The organism is Streptomyces sp. MGP-BFMKR1 (assembly GCF_057766585.1).
The window spans coordinates 5,079,823-5,096,288 of record NZ_CM173408.1 but is presented as its reverse complement, the minus strand read 5'-3'; the positions used below and the strand labels follow the sequence as shown (position 1 = coordinate 5,096,288).

Annotated in this window: 16 protein-coding genes; 9 read left to right on the top strand and 7 right to left on the bottom strand. The window is 73.6% G+C overall.

The window, feature by feature from the left end:
• Window positions 1-159 precede the first annotated feature (159 nt).
• Window positions 160-1,935: a diguanylate cyclase CdgB gene (cdgB, locus tag AC3CHW_RS20090; protein ID WP_187062351.1), complete on the bottom strand. Its 1,776-nt coding sequence runs from the start codon at window positions 1,933-1,935 to the stop codon at window positions 160-162.
• A gap of 617 nt (window positions 1,936-2,552) precedes the next feature.
• Between cdgB and AC3CHW_RS20085 the strand changes: the two genes are divergently transcribed.
• The gene (locus AC3CHW_RS20085; RefSeq protein ID WP_488467372.1) at window positions 2,553-3,053 is read left to right on the top strand and encodes a flavin reductase family protein; all 501 of its coding nucleotides are present in this window, start codon (window positions 2,553-2,555) and stop codon (window positions 3,051-3,053) included.
• Between the two features lie 802 nt (window positions 3,054-3,855).
• Here AC3CHW_RS20085 and arfB read toward each other — a convergent pair.
• Window positions 3,856-4,284, bottom strand: a complete 429-nt coding sequence (arfB, locus tag AC3CHW_RS20080) for an alternative ribosome rescue aminoacyl-tRNA hydrolase ArfB (protein WP_488467371.1) — start codon at window positions 4,282-4,284, stop codon at window positions 3,856-3,858.
• A 300-nt stretch (window positions 4,285-4,584) separates the two neighbouring features.
• On the opposite strand from arfB, the gene AC3CHW_RS20075 reads away from it, so the two are divergent.
• On the top strand, window positions 4,585-5,160 hold the full coding sequence (locus tag AC3CHW_RS20075) for a TerD family protein (protein ID WP_381167343.1): 576 nt from the start codon (window positions 4,585-4,587) through the stop codon (window positions 5,158-5,160).
• 235 nt (window positions 5,161-5,395) lie between these two features.
• Here the strand turns inward: AC3CHW_RS20075 and AC3CHW_RS20070 are convergent, their stop codons facing one another.
• Both AC3CHW_RS20070 and AC3CHW_RS20065 read right to left on the bottom strand, forming a co-directional pair.
• Window positions 5,396-6,448 carry a methyltransferase domain-containing protein gene (locus AC3CHW_RS20070; protein ID WP_488467370.1) on the bottom strand — a complete coding sequence of 351 codons (1,053 nt, stop codon included), beginning with the start codon at window positions 6,446-6,448 and terminating at the stop codon, window positions 5,396-5,398.
• A gap of 167 nt (window positions 6,449-6,615) precedes the next feature.
• Window positions 6,616-6,768, bottom strand: coding sequence for a hypothetical protein (locus AC3CHW_RS20065; protein WP_217195199.1), 153 nt, complete (start codon window positions 6,766-6,768; stop codon window positions 6,616-6,618).
• Between the two features lie 297 nt (window positions 6,769-7,065).
• On the opposite strand from AC3CHW_RS20065, the gene AC3CHW_RS20060 reads away from it, so the two are divergent.
• Together AC3CHW_RS20060 and AC3CHW_RS20055 are read left to right on the top strand one after the other, a co-directional pair.
• Window positions 7,066-8,298 carry a GNAT family N-acetyltransferase gene (locus AC3CHW_RS20060; RefSeq protein ID WP_488467369.1) on the top strand — a complete coding sequence of 411 codons (1,233 nt, stop codon included), beginning with the start codon at window positions 7,066-7,068 and terminating at the stop codon, window positions 8,296-8,298.
• A gap of 336 nt (window positions 8,299-8,634) precedes the next feature.
• Entirely contained in the window at window positions 8,635-10,437 is a 1,803-nt protein-coding gene (locus tag AC3CHW_RS20055) for an amidohydrolase (RefSeq protein WP_488467368.1), read from the top strand.
• Between the two features lie 96 nt (window positions 10,438-10,533).
• On the opposite strand, the gene AC3CHW_RS20050 is transcribed toward AC3CHW_RS20055, so the two are convergent.
• Window positions 10,534-11,085: a hypothetical protein gene (locus AC3CHW_RS20050; RefSeq protein WP_488467367.1), complete on the bottom strand. Its 552-nt coding sequence runs from the start codon at window positions 11,083-11,085 to the stop codon at window positions 10,534-10,536.
• Between the two features lie 172 nt (window positions 11,086-11,257).
• Window positions 11,258-11,740, bottom strand: coding sequence for a WapI family immunity protein (locus AC3CHW_RS20045; protein ID WP_488467366.1), 483 nt, complete (start codon window positions 11,738-11,740; stop codon window positions 11,258-11,260).
• A gap of 111 nt (window positions 11,741-11,851) precedes the next feature.
• Between AC3CHW_RS20045 and AC3CHW_RS20040 the strand changes: the two genes are divergently transcribed.
• The gene (locus AC3CHW_RS20040; RefSeq protein ID WP_488467365.1) at window positions 11,852-12,301 is read left to right on the top strand and encodes a nuclear transport factor 2 family protein; all 450 of its coding nucleotides are present in this window, start codon (window positions 11,852-11,854) and stop codon (window positions 12,299-12,301) included.
• 138 nt (window positions 12,302-12,439) lie between these two features.
• Here AC3CHW_RS20040 and AC3CHW_RS20035 read toward each other — a convergent pair whose 3' ends face one another.
• Window positions 12,440-12,874, bottom strand: coding sequence for a nuclear transport factor 2 family protein (locus tag AC3CHW_RS20035; RefSeq protein ID WP_398607580.1), 435 nt, complete (start codon window positions 12,872-12,874; stop codon window positions 12,440-12,442).
• 93 nt (window positions 12,875-12,967) lie between these two features.
• On the opposite strand from AC3CHW_RS20035, the gene AC3CHW_RS20030 reads away from it, so the two are divergent.
• From AC3CHW_RS20030 to AC3CHW_RS20015, 4 genes are all read left to right on the top strand, one after another.
• Complete coding sequence (locus tag AC3CHW_RS20030) at window positions 12,968-13,462, top strand: MarR family winged helix-turn-helix transcriptional regulator (RefSeq protein ID WP_488467364.1); 495 nt, start codon at window positions 12,968-12,970, stop codon at window positions 13,460-13,462.
• Window positions 13,463-13,815: 353 nt separating this feature from the next.
• Entirely contained in the window at window positions 13,816-14,187 is a 372-nt protein-coding gene (locus AC3CHW_RS20025; RefSeq protein ID WP_488467363.1) for a hypothetical protein, read from the top strand.
• 361 nt (window positions 14,188-14,548) lie between these two features.
• On the top strand, window positions 14,549-15,646 hold the full coding sequence (locus AC3CHW_RS20020) for an S-(hydroxymethyl)mycothiol dehydrogenase (protein WP_488467362.1): 1,098 nt from the start codon (window positions 14,549-14,551) through the stop codon (window positions 15,644-15,646).
• A complete protein-coding gene (locus AC3CHW_RS20015; protein WP_488467361.1) occupies window positions 15,643-16,317 on the top strand; it encodes an MBL fold metallo-hydrolase in 675 nt (224 codons plus the stop codon). Before AC3CHW_RS20020 ends, AC3CHW_RS20015 begins: the two co-directional genes overlap by 4 nt.
• Window positions 16,318-16,466: the final 149 nt, after the last annotated feature.

Here is a 16,466-nt window from a genome sequence, read left to right as displayed (position 1 = left end):
GGGCCGGGGCGGCCGAAATAGCCGTGCGCTGTCCGGATGGCCAATATTCACGATCGATTCATTCTCGGCAGCCATGCCGACCGGCGCAGCCTACCCCGCCGTGCAAGGCCCGCGCGGCCCGTCCACGGGGCCGCGCCCAGCCATCCCCTGCCCAGCTTGCTAACCCGCACGCCGATTCGCCTTCGACCGCGACCGCTTTTCCACGTACATGCGCTGGTCAGCGGATTGCAGCACTTCCTCGGCCGACATCCCGCAGGCCGCCCAGCTAATACCGAAACTCGCCCCCACGCGCACCGCGCGACCTTCGAAGCGAATGGGCGGAATGATCGCGTTTCGCAGCCGCACGGCGAGATCCTGCGCGTCGGCCCGGCCCAGTCCATCGGCCAGGACCACGAACTCGTCGCCGCCGAGCCTGGCCACCGTGTCGCCGTCCCGCACGCCGTGCGAGAGCCGGCGGGCGACCTCGATGAGCACCGCGTCGCCGGTGTGGTGGCCGAACCTGTCGTTGATCGACTTGAAGCCGTCGAGGTCGCAGAAGAGCACCGCGAGCCCCTTGGTGCCGTCGTCCTCCTCGCCCTCGGCGGGCGCGTAGGTGTGCACGTGGTGGTCGAACGGGCCGCCGTCGGAGCCGCCGGTGAGCCCCTCCAGGGCGTCGGCGTCGAGCCCGGCGAAGCCGCCCAGGCCGCCGAGGTCCACCGCCGAGTCGAAGCCGTCGAGCCCGAACCCCTGCACGTACGCGTCCTGCTCGACACTGCCGACGAGGGCCGCCTCCCGCACGGCCGCCCCGGCCTGGTACGCGCCGTCCGGGCCCACGCCGGCGCTCTCCGCGCCCGCGTAGGCGGGCTGCGGGGGGCGGGCGCACAGCCGGGCGCCGAGCCGGGTGCGCAGCTCGGCGCTGTTGGGCAGCCCGGTCAGCGAGTCGTGGCTGGCGCGGTGCGCGAGCTGGAGCTCGTGCCGCTTGCGCTCCTCGATGTCCTCGACGTGGGTGAGCAGGAAGCGCGGCCCGTCGGCGGCGTCGGCGACCACCGAGTTGCGCAGCGAGACCCACATGTACGTGCCGTCACGCCGCACCAGCCGCAGCTCGGCGCGGCCCCCCTCGGCCGAGGTGCGCAGCAGGGTGCCGATGTCCTCGGGGTGCACGAGGTCGGAGAAGGAGTAGCGGCGCAGCGCGGTGGCCGAGCGGCCGAGCAGCCGGCACAGCGCGTCGTTGGTGCGCAGCAGCCGGCCGTGCTGGTCGCCGCCCATCTCGGCGATGGCCATGCCGCTGGGCGCGTACTCGAACGCCTGCCTAAAGCTCTCCTCGCTGGCCCGCAGCGCCTGCTGGTCGCGCTCCAGGCGCATCAGCGCGCGCTGCATGTTGGCGCGCAGCCGGGCGTTGCCGATGGCGATGGCCGAGTGGAACGCGTACATCTGCAGGGCCTCGCGGCCCCAGGCGCCGGGGCGGCGGCCGTTGCGCGGCTTGTCCACGGAGATCACGCCGAGCAGCTCGCCGTGCGGCGAGCCGGCCGCGCGCATCGGCGCGAACAGCCGGTCCATCGGGTGCCACTCGTCGGGGAACCTCGGCGCCGGACCGGCGACGTGCCACTGCGGCACGTCGTCGTCGTCGAGCACCCAGCCCTCGGTGTACGGGATGAATCTCAGGTCGCCCCAGCGCTCGCCCATCGAGAGCCGGCGCTCCCAGGACGTCCGCGAGCCGACCCGGCCCGCCATGAGCGCCTCGGCCCCGGGGCTGCCGCTGACCGCGGCCACCACCAGGTCTCCGTCCGGGCGGACCAGGTTGACGGCTGACAGCTCGTATCCCAGGCCCTGGATCACTCCGTCGGCGACGGTTTGCAGGGTCTCCGCCAGACTGCGTCCGGTGTTCAGTTCTGCGACTACTTGATGTAGCTGTCGCAGGGTCGCAAGGCGGATGTACGGCTCCGACTCGGTCTCCATCGATCGCTCTCCCCCGAGACCTCGACAGCAACTCCAGAATTTCTCGTCGTCTCTCACTGCCACGGCCACTGAATCACAGCGAGCTGTCCACCCGGTACACAGGGTCAACAATTACTGCCCGTTGTGACTCATGTCACAGCGTGTGTCCGGCGTGGGGATAAAGCCGTTACACGGGCTCAGACGGGCCGTGCGATATTTCCAGAAAGCAAATCCGGAATGCGATTACGTTTACCGGGGGCGACTGTTTCGAATATCGGTGCGGATTTGCGCGCACCTCGCGAGCGCCCCCACGACGCCCCGCCAGCGCCCCGTCAGCGCCTCTTCAGCGCCCCCCAGCGCCCCCTCAGCGTCCCGCCGGCGGCCCGCCAGCGCTCAGCCCAGGGACCTAGGGCTCCCCTCCGCCGGGAGCCCGATGCGGCCGGGCGGGGCGGGGGGTTAGCGTCGAAGGCGTGTTGCGAACCTCGTCCTCTTCGGTCCCATCCGCCCCGTCCGGCCCAGACGTCGCCTCGGCCGCCGCCCCGGGCGCCCCTGACGCCCCGAGCGCCCCGGAGGCCACGCCCGCCCCGGGCGCCAGGCCCCAGGCGGAGCCGGCGCGCGCCGTCCCGCATGCTGGTGGGGTGAGCGAGGACGAGTTCCGGGCCGCCCTGGCGCGGCTGGCGGCCGGCGTGGTGTTGGTGACGGCGCACGACGAGGAGGAGGGACCGCGCGGCGAGGACGTCGGCATGACCGCCACGGCCTTCCTGTCGGTCTCGCTGGACCCCCCGCTGGTGATGGTGAGCGTCCGCAACGAGTCGCGGATGGACGACGTGCTGGAGCGGCAGCCGCTGTGGGCGGTGTCGCTGCTCGCCGAGGGCCAGCGGCAGATCGCGGGCCGGTTCGCGATGAAGGGCCGGGTCAGCGACCGGCTGCTGTTCGAGGAGCTGTCCTACACCCGCGGCGAGGCGTCCGGCGCGCCGCTGATCAGCGGCGCGCTGGCGACCCTGGAGTGCCGCACGGAGCAGCGCGTCGAGGCGGGCGACCACACCCTGGTGGTGGCCCGCGTCCTGACGGCGCACACGCCCAGCGCGGCGAGCGGCCCGCTGACGTACTTCCGCGGCCGGTACCGCCACCTGAGCTGAGCCGCGCCGGGGCCGCGCGCACTCGCGGAGCCTCCCACGCCCCCGCGTCCCCCTGCGTCCCGTGGGACCCGAGCCCCGCCCCACGGGCCGAGCCCTCTCCTGACGTAACTGACAGACCATCAGCTACCCTTCATCTCAGCGTCGTCGCTCCGCGGGCGGGGGTTCGCCCGCGGGCCATGAGGGGGCAGGGGTGGCCGGTCCGACACCTCCGCACGTCATCTCGCCGGGACGGGCACCAACGGCCGACGCGCGCACGCCCCCTCGCGCCGCCCGTACCACCCGCACCGCTCGCGCGACCGCTCACACACCCGCCGCCGACCCGGCGCGCGGCGGGCGTCCGGCGCCCCTTGCCACACCCGGCCGGGCGGCGCGATGGCATGCTCGATTCCGTACCGGAAGGGGTGTCGGACAGCACGCTCTCGCTGTCGGGAACGGGTGTGCGTGATATGCCTGGCGCGACTGCCGTGGCAGCGACGCTAAGTGCCCGACCGGGCAGCGCCGGTGGTACGTACGGCTGTTCGCATACGAGAAGCGGCCGGGCCCGTAATGGCGCCTCGATATCGCCGCGCGGCGGGCCGCCGGCGCTTTGTGATCCACCCTGGCAATAGCCGGCAATTCCGCTCCCGGAGGCGCCGCGATTTCCCCGGGAAACGGGTGGTCGGCGCACTCCCGTACGGCCGGGCGCCGGCGCGATCGGGCGGGGAAACCGTTTCTCGTGGGACGGCGGAGACGGGGTCCCCGGCGCCGTACGACGACGACTCCGCGGCCCGTAACGAGACAGCCCGGGGCCCGCACGAGAGGGCTAGTGCCAGTCGCGCCCGGAACGGCCCCGCTTGGTGTCGCCGCGCTGCTTCTTCTCGCGCAGCCGGCGCTCGTTGATGCCGCGCGGGATGCGGGTGGGGCGGCGCGGCTTGGGGGGCGGCGCGGTGGCCTCGGCGAGCAGGGAGGCCAAGCGGACGGCCGCGGTCTCACGGTTGCGCCACTGGGAGCGGTGCTCCGACGCCCGCACGGACACCACGCCGTTCGCCAGCCGCCCGGCCAGCCGCTGGAGCGCGCGCTCCTTCCACACGGGCGGCAACGCCTCGGTCGCGGCCAGGTCGAACCGCAGCTCCACCTGACTGTCGCTGGTGTTGACGTGCTGCCCGCCGGGCCCCGACGAACGGGAGAAACGCCAGATCAGCTCGGCCTCCGGCAGGGAGACCGAGCCACGGATGACATAGGGGCCGGGCATGCCCCCATGCTCCCGCGTTGACGCGCTCCCGTCACCCGCATTTCCCGCCCGCCCCGCACCACGCGCCCGGCGCGCCCAGCCATCGGCCGGGCCGCCACGCCCGGCCTCCACGCCCGGCCTCCACGCCCGACCTCCACCCCGACCAAATGCGGAACGATTCACTCCGTACCGCCAGAGTTTGGCAAAGAAAGTAAAGGGGGCTGGAACCCTGCGGTCCCCTGCTGGCGTTGTGAGGGGTGACGGTAGCTTCGTGGTCGTCACGAAGACCGACCATCGACCAGTACAAGAAGGGGACACCCCATGGCTGTAAGCCTGTCCAAGGGCGGCAACGTCTCGCTCACCAAGGAGGCACCGGGCCTGACCGCCGTCACGGTGGGCCTCGGCTGGGACGTCCGCACCACCACCGGCCAGGACTTCGACCTGGACGCCAGCGCCATCGCCGTGAACCCGAGCGGCAAGGTCTACTCGGACCAGCACTTCGTCTTCTTCAACAACAAGGCGACGCCGGACCAGTCGATCGTGCACACCGGTGACAACGTCACCGGTGAGGGCGAGGGCGACGACGAGCAGATCAACGTCAACCTGGCCGGCCTGCCCGCCGACGTCGAGAAGATCGTCTTCCCGGTCTCCATCTACGACGCCGAGACCCGCAGCCAGAACTTCGGCCAGGTGCGCAACGCGTACATCCGCATCCTCAACCAGGCCGGTGGCACGGAGATCGCCCGCTACGACCTGAGCGAGGACGCGGCGACCGAGACCGCCATGGTCTTCGGCGAGCTGTACCGCAACGGCGCCGAGTGGAAGTTCCGCGCCGTCGGCCAGGGCTACGCCTCCGGCCTCACGGGCATCGCGCAGGACTTCGGCGTCAACGTCTGAGACTCGACGTCACCGTCTGAGTAGGGGACGGGCTCACCGCCCGCCACCTCGATGAGTCGAGGCATCCCCAGGCCAGGGGCCAGACCTTCGGGTCTGGCCCCTCCCCGCTTCCACGGCCCGCCGCCGGCACGCGTGCTGGTCTGGTGCTGGCTGGTGCTGACTGGTGCTGGTCTGGTACTGGCTGGTGCTGACGTGGCGTCGACTGGCCAGCCGCGCGTCCACACCCGCTCACCCGTCAACCCGACGCCCCCTGCGGTCGGCCGATGACCTGGCCAGGGTCGTCCAGCCAGACGTGCTGGCCGCGCTCGTCCACCGTGAGGCCGAACCGGTCGTACGCGGGCTCGCCGTGCGCCACCCACCAGGCGTGGGCGTCCGCCACCTCGTCCCACAGCCGACGCGGTCCGGCCTGGTAGACCTTGGCCCGCTCGCGGTCGTCCCGGAAGACCACGACGGCCCAGGAGCGGTCCGTGAGCCCGTAGAACCAGACGGCCCGCTGCCCGTCGTGCTTGCGATCGACGTTCCTGGCGACGTGGGGTACCCGCAACCCCAGTGCGAAGTCGACCGCGTCGAAGCTTCCCGTGCCGAGGAGTTGGGCCTCCGTCAGCGTTGTGGACGACGTGTCGGCGGCCGATACCGCGCCGGGTGGGACGTAGTCGTCGTGTCGCGGCCAGACCAGCCGCTGGGAGCGCATCCGCATGAAGGCCACGGGCCGGGTGAACGGGCCGCTGGCGCCGCGTCCGTCCGGCGCGACCACCAGGCGCGCCGTCGCCTCGCCCGGCCCGTAGTACGTCCCCCACGGCACGAGCAGCACTCCACCCGGCCGCACCTGTGCCACCCAGGCGTACGGGATCTGGCGCAGCCCGCAGGTGGCGATCAGGCGGTCGTACGGTGCCCCGTCGGCATGTCCGAGGAAGCCGTCGCCGTGCACCACCCGCACCGGCAGCCCGAAGTCCGTCAGGCGCCGCCGGGCCTCATCGGCCACGGCCCGGTCCACCTCGATGGTGACGACGTTCTCCGCGCCCAGCCGGTGCGCCAGCAGGGCCGCGTTCCAGCCGGTGCCCGTGCCGATCTCCAGCGCGCGCTGTCCCGGCCGCGCGTCGAGGTCGGCCAGCATCGCGGAGACGAGGCTGGGCATGGACGAGGACGAGGTGAACGACCGTCCGGGCGCTTCGCCCCGGTGGTTGCCGTCGTCCCACTGGGTGACGATGGGCTCGTCCGCGTCGGCGTGCCGCTGCCACGCCCGCGGGTCCCGCGCCCTGTCGACCGAGGTGGTCTCGCCGGTCGCCATGTCATGGGGCCATATGAGGTCGGGCAGGAAGCGGGAGCGCGGCACGGCCTCCAGTGCCGAGGCCCAGGCGTCCCGCGCGGCGAGGGTGTGCGGGGCCAGCAGCGCCGGCCTTCCCCCTGCGGGACGGCATGTCCCTGCGGCGCCGGGTGCCGCTTCGGCCTTCCGCGTCACTTGCGGTGCGTCCCGTCGCCGGGGGGCGTCGATCCGTCCGGGTGGGGCTCGTCCGTTGGCTGCCACGGCTGCCCGGGGTGACCGTCACCGTCCTCGTCGCCGTCGCCGTGGCCCCGCTGGGGGCGTGTGGACGTATCCCGCGCGGTCATCTGTGCCTCCGTACGTGGTGAGGTGGCCCGGGAGTGCCGGGTGAGAGCGACGCTCGTGTCGCAGCCCTACGGGTACGCCCGCACGCGGTCGCCGATGCGAACGGGCGGGCGGCGCGCCGGCGTTGTCGCTCGGCTCGCCCAGTGTCGCGGCTGCGGCCAGACCCCCACAACGCCTCCCGCCCGGCGCGCGGGTGCACGCCCAGAGCGTCCACGGCCAGCCCCCACTCCCCACCCCTCCCCCACCCCACCTGCGAAAACCCCGTGACCGGCAGCCGGCCCGGGTGTCATAGTCCCGCCGTGAACACGACCCGCGCCGAGTGTGCGCCCCGCGAATTGCCCGATGGACTCGTCCTGCGCGAGGCGCTCCCCGGAGACCTGGAGCAGATCGGCGCGTTGCTCGCCGCGCGCGGTGCGGAGGAGGACGCACTCGATCACCGGCTGGTGGTCACCGATCCCGACGCCGGCTGGTCCGCGTGCGCGGTGGTGGTGGACGGGGATCGGGTCGTGTCGACGGGGACGCTGCTCGACGAGGAGGTCCGGGTCGGGGACGTACGACTGCCGGCCGGGCAGGTGGAGTTGGTCGCCACCGACCGGGCGTACGAGGGGCGGGGGCTCGTGCGGGCGCTCATGGGGTGGGCGCACGAGCGCTCGGCCGCGCAGGGGCACGTCGTCCAGGTGATGATCGGCATCCCGTACTTCTACCGGCTGTTCGGCTACGCGTACGCCATCGACATCCCGCCCGCGCTCGCCGTCACCGTCCCGCCGTCCGGCGACGGCACGCCCCCGCCGCGCGCCGCGCGACCCGACGACGTCCCCGCCCTCGCGGCGCTCCAGGACGCGGCCCAGGCCCCCTTCGACGTGGCGGTGCCGCACTCGGCGCCGCGCTGGCGCTGGCTGCTCGGGCACGACGCGAGCGACCTGTGGGTGCTGGAGCGGGGCGGCGCCGTCGTGGCCTCCGCGCGCACCACGCTGCCCGGCGACGGCGTGCTGGTGGCGGAGGCCGCGGCCGTGGACGAGGCAGCCGCGCGGGAGTTGCTGCGCGGCGTCGCGGCCCGGTGCCCGGGGGCGGGGCTGCGCGTCGTCCACCGGGCCGGCACCGTGCCGGCCGCGGCCTGGCGGGAGTGGGTGGACCACACGCCGCGCGGCCGGGCGAACCAGTACTACGTCCGCGTACCGGACCCGGCGGCGCTCCTGGACCGACTGCGCCCGCTGCTGTGGCGGCGCCTCACCACGACCGGCGTCGACCTGCCCGACGGCGACATCGTGCTGTCCACCTTCCGCGCCCACTACCGCGTCCCGGTGCTCGCCGACGGCCTCGGCGAGGTCGTCACGGGCGGCCCGCGCCAGTACCCCGGCAAGGGCGGCGCCGCCGTGGCCCCCGACCACCTGCCCGCCCTGTTCTTCGGCCCGCACGGCATGGCCGGCCTCACCCAGCTCCGCCCGGACGTGTACGCGACGCGGCGCGAGTTGTTCCACACGCTGTTCCCGCCGCTCACGGCGGACGTGCTGAGCTACTACCTGCCGCACTAGTCCTCCCGTGCCGTACTGGTCCTCCCGTACGACAGGTCCGTCCCGCCAGCCGACCGGCCCGGCCCGGCACGTTCGCGTGCGGCCGACCAACGCCGGCGGAAGCGGCGCGCGTTCGGTGCCACGGGCGCGTGCCCGGCGCCGGGGAGGAAGCCCGGGAGGGGCGCCGCGTCGGCCTGACTGCCGGGCCCGGTGGCCTGACTGCCGGGCCCGGTGGCGTGACCGCCGGACTGGGTGGCGTGACCGCGGGCCCGGCCCTTGACGTACGCGCCACCGACGGCCAATTCTCCGCTGGTTGGGTCACGACGTGCACACGCACCGCGAACGAGAGGCTCCCCCATGCCCACATCCGAGTCCGCAGCCGAGTCGGCCCCCGAGTCCGTGCCCGAGCCCACGGCCGGTCCCGTCGCCGATGGGCGCTCCGCACCCGCCATCTCCCGGCGCAACGCCGGCCGGTTGCTCGGCGGCGCGGCGGCGGCCTCGCTGTTCGTCGGCGCGCGGCCGGCGTTCGCCGCCGCGTCGGGCAAGGCCGACCTGGTGTTCCGGAACGGCGACGTGATCACGATGGACCCGCGGCGGCCGAGGGCGTCGGCCGTCGCCGTCCGGGCGGGCCGCATCGCGTACGTCGGCGACGACGCCGGCGCCCGCGCGTTCACCGGGCCCGGCACCGAGGTGGTCGACCTGCGCGGCGGCAGCCTGCTCCCCGGCATCAACGACACCCATCTGCACGCCGCCGTCTACCGGTTGAACCTGCCGCCGTACGTGGTCGACCTCGGCCCGACGGCGGTGCGGTCCGTCGCCGACATCGTCGCCGCGGTGGCCGCCGAGGCCGGCCGGTTACCGGCCGGGCAGTGGGTGCGCGGCGCCGGCTGGAACCCGAGCCGGCTGGCCGAGCAGCGCGGCCCGAACCGCGACGACCTGGACCGCGTCTCGCCCGACCACCCGGTCTTCCTCCAGGACAGCGGCTACCACGTCAGCGCGGTCAACTCGCGCGCCCTCACCCTCGCCGGGATCACCGACGTCGGCCCCGGCGACCCCAGACAGCCGGGGGTCGAGTACGACGCGAACGGCCGCCCCACCGGGGTGTTGCGGTACGGGGCGCAGGCGCTGGCGCAGTTGCTGCTGCCGGCCCGGTCCCGGGACGAGCGCAAGGAGGCCGTGCGGGACGCGGTCGCCCGCCTGCACGCCCAGGGCATCACGAGCTTCACCGACCCGGGCCTGGGCCCCGGCGGTGACGGGCTCGGCGGCGGGACGCAGGGGATGGAGACCCTGCACGCGTACGCGGACCTGGCGCGCTCCGGCGAGTTGCACGCGCGGGTGAGCACGCTCTTCCTGCCCTGCTCCCAGTCCGGCGGGTCCGCCGCCGCGGTCGACGCGGCGCTGCGCGGCTTCACGCCGCCGACCGGCGTCGACCCGCGCCGGTTGGCGGTACGCGGCGTCAAGCTGTTCTCCGACAGCGGCGGCGACCTGCTGGTGGAGGGGGACACGAACGAGGAGCGGGCCGCCGAGCTGACCGAGATGATCCGGATCGCGCACGCGGCGGGCTACCAGTTGGGCGTGCACTGCTACCGCTGGGTGCCCACCGTCGTGGAGGCGCTCGTCGCCGCGCTGCGCGGCCACCCGCGACCCGACGCCCGACACGTCGTCATGCACGGCCCGTTCGTCCCGACGAGCCTGTTGCCGACCATGGCCGAGCACCGGATCGGCCTCGGGCCGCAGGCCCAGAGCTGGGCGAACGTGGTGCACGGCGCGGCCCAGGGCCCGGAGGGCGACGCGTTCGTGCCGTGGCGTTCGGTGGTCGACGCCGGGGTGCCCTTCGTCGGCAGCTCGGACGCCCCGGTCAACGAGCCCGACTGGCGGGCGGGCGTACGGGCCCTGGTGACCCGCGTCGGCGCCTGCGGCGAGGTGCACGGACCGGAGCAACGCCTCACCCTGGACCAGGCCCTGGCCGCCTACACCACCGCCGGCGCCTGGCAGGACTTCGCCCAGGGTTGGAAGGGCTCGGTGAGCGTGGGCAAGGTCGCCGACCTGTGCGCGCTCGGCGCCAACCTGCGGACCACGCCCCCGGAGGACATCACCTCCGTGCCGGTGTCGATGACCGTCTTCGACGGGCGGGTGGTGTACGAGGGCGCCGCGGGCTGACGGGTCGCGGGGCCACCGCGGGTCAACTCGCGCTCCACGTCCCGTTGGAGTTCCCCGGCGGCGGCGCCGGAACGGCAGTCGCTGCCGGGGCTCGCGCTACTTCGCCGGGAAGAGCCGCAGCTTCGCGGTGTCCCCCGTGATGGCGAGTACGGAGATCGACAGTTCGTTGACGGTGGAGGGTCCGCCCTGGTCGGGGCGCTGCCCGAGCAGGTTGGAGGTGAATCCGCTCGGGTCGACCGAGCTGATGTCCACACCCTCGGCCCCGACGGCGCTCACCGTGAACGGCCCCGCGCGCAGGCCGGCGGCGCGCGGGAGTTCAGTGCCCTTGGTCACGACGACCGTGCAGCTTCCGTCCGCGCACGCCCGCAGCTCGGCCGGTGACGAAGGCTTCATCGGCTTCGCCTCGGTCGGCGTCGGCGACGCGGAGGATCGCGTGGGCGTGGGTGTGGGTGTGGGCGAGGCGGGCGACGGTTCGGCCGAACGCGAGGGCGCGGCCGGCCCGGGCTCCCCCGCGTCGCCGCCCGAGTCGGAGCCGCAGCCGGTCAGCGCGGCGGCGAGGGCCAGGACACAGACGGCCCCCGCCGCCGTGCCGTGCGCCACGGACAGCCTGGTCCCACGGCGGCGGGCCGGTGATTCCGATGTGGTCATGGGGCCGTTCTATCCGCGCGCGCCCGGGAGGGGTCCCGGGCACCGACCACCCCGGTGTCGGGCCGGCCTCCCCTCCGCGCCCGGCTCGGCTGTCGAGGGGACGCGGGTGGCCGGGGGGTGATGCGCGTACGGTGCGCCGACCCAGGGCCCGGCGCAGCGCGGTGGGTGTCGATCAGCGGGTGGGGAACAACGCCAGGGCGAGGTCCCACTGGTCAGCGGCGCGCAGCAGAGCGGCCGTACTCATCTGGGCCGCCACGAAGTACTGGTAGACGTCCGCTCCGTCGTCGCCCCGCCGCCACGGAGGTGCCGCCTCCATGGACAGGTGCACACGCATCACCGCGCCGTCCTCGCTCCGCTCGACGAGACTGAAGGCCAGGGCCGGCTCGACGAAGCACGTGTCCGGGGACAGCCAACCCTCGGCATCAGGCCCGGTCACCGCGACCGTCCCCGCCGCCACCGCACGCAGCCAAGCGGACACCTGGCGGGCCTCATCGGTCAGCAGACAGGGATCAGCGAAGGACCAGATGCCCTCCGGAGCCCGCACCTCACCACCGATGACCAGCCAGTTGTCGTCGTACGCGTCGCCGCGGAGCGCGGAGAACTGGTACCGCAGCGGGCGGAGCTCGACACCGCTTGTCTGATCACCCAAGAGCATGGCCGAAGGGTGTCACGGGCCTTGGCGACGCCGCACAACTGCGTCGCGTGGGCGGACCACGACGTCCGATGCCCGCCAGCACCACCCCGCCGGGAACACCATGCTGGCGGCATGACGATGTCACCAGCGGCGGACGCCGCGACGGTCCTCACCGGGATGTACGCGGCCGAGGCCGCGTATCTGGCGGCCGGCGGGCCCGGCGAGGCGTCCTTCGCACTCCTCGCCCCCTTCTTCGCGCCGGACGTCACGCTGCACCAGGCCGTCGGCCTGCCGTACGGGGGCACGTGGCGCGGGCACGACGGCATTCGGCGGTTCTTCCTGGCGATGGCGCGGACCTGGGAGTCGTTCGAGATGGTGGAGCAGGAGTTCCTCGCCACCGGTGAGACCGCGGTCGTCCTCACCCACGTGCGCGCCCGCGCGCGGGCGACCGGCCGTGAACTCGCCTTCCCGATCCTGCAGACGGTCACGGTCGAGGGTGGCCGGATCACCGAGGTCCGCCCGTTCTACTGGGACACCCTGGCCATCGCGGACGCCTGCGGCACATCGTCCCCAGCGGCCTGAGACGCCGCGGCCCCGACCGGTTCGCCCGGCCGGGGCCGCGGTGCGGGCGTACGTCAAGCGCCGGGGAACGCACCCGACTTGGGGCCGGCCACGAGCGTCGACCAGGCCGACGCCCCGGAGGGCGGGGGCCCGGTGCCCCTACAGCGCCCGCTCCAGGGCCGTGGTCAGGGCGACCGGTGTGATGTCGAGGCGGTCGAAGCGCCAGCCGGCGTCGGTGCGGCGGGCCCGGTAGCGGTGGATGCCGGCGGCGACGGCCTCCGTCGTGTCGTCGATGACGAAGACGGCGATGTCGTGGGCCCGCACCGTGGCGGTCGCGCCGTCGATCTCGATGACGAGGTTGGCCTTGTTGTGCAGCGTGCGGGCGTAGTCGTCGTGGCGTGCGCGGACGAGGTCGACGAGTTGCTCGATGCCGTGGGCCTCGCCGCGCAGCGAGGTGACCACGACGTCCTGGGTGAAGAGGCGGTCGGTCTCGTCGTAGCGGCCCTCGTCGATCCACAGGCTGTGGCGGGCGACCAGGTCGGACAGTTCGGCACGGTCGGCGAGTTCTCGGAGCAGGGTTTCGGTGCCGGTCATGGCGGCCTCTCAAACGGTTAGTGCTACTAACGTTCGGATTCCTTACGAACGTATATCGTTAGGGGCACTAACGCAAACGGCTAGGCTGTCGGCATGGAGACCGGCGACGAAACGCGTTTCGACCGCGGTGACGCGACCCCCGAGCGGCTCAAGGGCCAGCTCTCGCGCCTCGTCGGGATGACCGCCGCGCAACTGCGGCGCGTGGCGGGCGAGGCGCTCGGCGCGGTGGGGGCCCGCAAGGACCACTTCGTGGTGCTCGCCACGCTCGCCGAGTTCGGGCCGGCGAGCCAGGCGGCCCTCTCCGACCGCACCCGGATCTACAAGAGCGACCTCGTGGCCGTCCTCAACGACCTCGCGAACGGCGGCTGGGTGCGCCGCGCCCCCGACCCGGTCGACAGGCGCCGCAACGTCGTCACCCTCACCGACAGCGGCGAGCACCGCCTCGCGGAACTCGACCGCGTCCTCGCCGACGTCAACGAGCGCGTCATGACCCCGCTCGACCACGACGAGCGCAGGCAACTCTTCGCCCTGCTCGGCCGCGTCAACGCGCACCTCGACACCCCGCCGGGCAGGCCCGGCCACGCCTGAGCGCGCCGCGCGCGCCCGCGCGTACCCGTTCCGCCGGGCCGCGCCCGATCGCACCCACGCTCGTCCGGCCCGCACCCGGTCGCGCCCAACGCGCGCGGTGGCCGGCTCGGCGGCGCCACGGGCGGCGCGAGCCGGGCGGTGGCTCTCCGTATCGCTCACGGCGAGTCGGGCACACAGCGCGACGGAGCGGGTACGCGGACACCACGCGGCCCCCTGGTGGCGGGCGCGCCCCAATGCGAGAGTGGCCGCGCTAGCGGTCACGGTCGTGGCCGGGGCCTGGGCAACCGCCCTGATGTGCGCGGATTTCCCTAGTTTCCGCATAGTTGCCCCCACAGGAGAAGGGAACACGGCAGGTGAGCCAGGAACGCGAGTGGAATCAGGGTGTGGCGGCCCTGTTGCGGCACACCGCGTGGCAGCACCCGAAGCGGTACGTGGGGCCGCACGGCGACTCGTGCTACGTGGCCAGCGAGGCCGCGGACAGTCCCCTGGCCAACCTCATGCAGAGCATGGAGGACGGCGCGCTCGACCACGTGGCGTCGGTGACCGAGCACGCCCGGGCCACCCTGCACGGCACGGCGTCGGAGGACCAGCTCCGGTGCGCGCTGAGCGAACTGGTGCTCTCGTCCGAGAAGGCCCTGCGGATCGCCGCGTGCCGGGGCGAGCGGTTGACCGCTGACGCGGTGGACGAGCCGGCCGACGACGAGGACGCCACCCCCGCCCGCTGATCCCTGCCCCCTGACCCTTTTCCCCGATCCTTTCCTCTCCCTCTCCTCCCGGCCCCGTACGGCGGTCTCGCCCGGTCTCGTCCGGCCTCGTCCGGTGCCATCCCGTTCTCATGCACTCTCGTATGGTCTCGTACGTCTCGCATGGATTCCCTTCCAGTCCGGTGTGGTCTCGTACGGTCGCTGGCGCGCGGGCTCGGGGTGGCGGGGCGTGGGGGCTGACGCCGGGCCGGTTCGCCGACGTCGCACGTCGTGGCGTGGGCCGCGTCGGTTGGACGGTCGGGGCGTGGCGTACGAGAGTGGGGGCCGCGCGGTGCGCGGAGGTGGAACCGCGGGGCGCGAAACGTAGAGAGAGGTAGCTCGCATGGCACAGCAGGTGCGTGGCGTGGTGGCCCTGGGCAAGGGGCAGCCGGTCCGGGTGGAGACCATCGTGGTGCCCGACCCGGGTCCGGGCGAGGCGGTCGTACGGGTCCAGGCGTGCGGCGTGTGCCACACCGACCTGCACTACCGTGAGGGCGGCATCAACGACGACTTCCCGTTCCTGCTCGGGCACGAGGCGGCGGGCGTCGTGGAGTCGGTCGGCGACGGGGTGAGCGACGTGGCGCCCGGCGACTTCGTGATCCTGAACTGGCGCGCGGTGTGCGGCCAGTGTCGGGCGTGCAAGCGGGGCCGCCCGTGGTACTGCTTCGCGACCCACAACGCCACCCAGAAGATGACCCTGGCCGAGGGTCCGTCGGCCGGCGCCAAGCTGACGCCGGCGCTGGGCATCGGGGCGTTCGCGGAGAAGACGCTGGTGGCCGCCGGCCAGTGCACCAAGGTGGACCCGGCCGCCTCGCCGGCCGCGGCCGGCCTGCTCGGCTGCGGCGTGATGGCCGGCATCGGCGCCGCCATCAACACCGGCAACGTGGGCCGAGGCGACTCCGTCGCCGTCATCGGCTGCGGCGGCGTGGGCATCGCCGCGGTCGCGGGCGCCCGGCTGGCGGGGGCCGCCAGGATCATCGCGGTGGACCTGGACGACCGCAAGCTGGAGCAGGCGCGCGGACTCGGCGCCACGCACACCGTCAACGGGCGCACCACGGACGTGGTCGAGGCCGTGCGCGGGCTGACCGACGGCAACGGCGCCGACGTCGTCATCGAGGCGGTCGGCCGCCCGGAGACGTACCAGCAGGCGTTCTACGCCCGCGACCTGGCCGGCACCGTCGTCCTGGTCGGCGTGCCGACGCCGGAGATGAAGCTGGAGCTGCCGCTGCTCGACGTGTTCGGGCGCGGCGGGGCGCTCAAGTCGTCCTGGTACGGCGACTGCCTGCCCTCGCGCGACTTCCCGATGCTCATCGACCTGTACCAGCAGGGGCGGCTCGACCTGGACGCGTTCGTCAGCGAGACGATCACGCTGGACGACATCGAGGAGGCGTTCGCCAAGATGCACCGCGGCGAGGTGCTGCGTTCGGTGGTGATCCTGTGACCGGCGAGGCGCGCATCGACCACCTGGTCACCTCCGGGACGTTCTCGCTCGACGGCGGGACGTGGGAGGTGGACAACAACGTCTGGCTGGTCGGCGACGACCGCGAGGTGTACGTCATCGACGCCGCGCACGACGCGCGGGCCATCATCGACGCGGTCGGCGACCGGCGGCTGCTCGGCATCCTGTGCACGCACGGCCACGACGACCACATCGACGCGGCGCCCGAGGTCGCCGACGCCACCGGGGCGCCCATCCTGTTGCACCCGGAGGACGAGGTGCTGTGGCGGATGCGGCACCCGCGCCGGGCGCCGGACGGGCGGCTGGTGGAGGGCGACGTGCTCACCGTCGCCGACACCGAGTTGCGCGTCCTGCACACGCCCGGGCACTCCCCCGGCGCGGTGTGCCTGTACGCGCCGACGCTGACGGCCGGGGCGCCGGACGAGGGCGGCCTCTCGGGCGTGGGCACGCTGTTCTCGGGCGACACGCTGTTCCAGGGCGGGCCCGGCGCCACCGGGCGCTCGTACTCCTCGTTCCCGACGATCATCGACTCGATCCGCGACCGGCTGCTGACGCTGCCGGCCGAGACGGTGGTACGTACCGGGCACGGCGACTCCACGACGATCGGCGCCGAGGCGCCGCACCTGGAGGAGTGGATCGCGCGCGGCCACTGAGCGCGGCTCGGCGGGGGCCGGCGTGGGGTGTGACCCCGGCGTCGGCCCTCGCCGCTGTCGTTCTCGGTCGCACCCGATCGTGGGAAGAAAAAGGGGAAAAAATTTGGACATACCCGAACCTTTCACCCCGAGTGCCGCGTCCTCGCTTG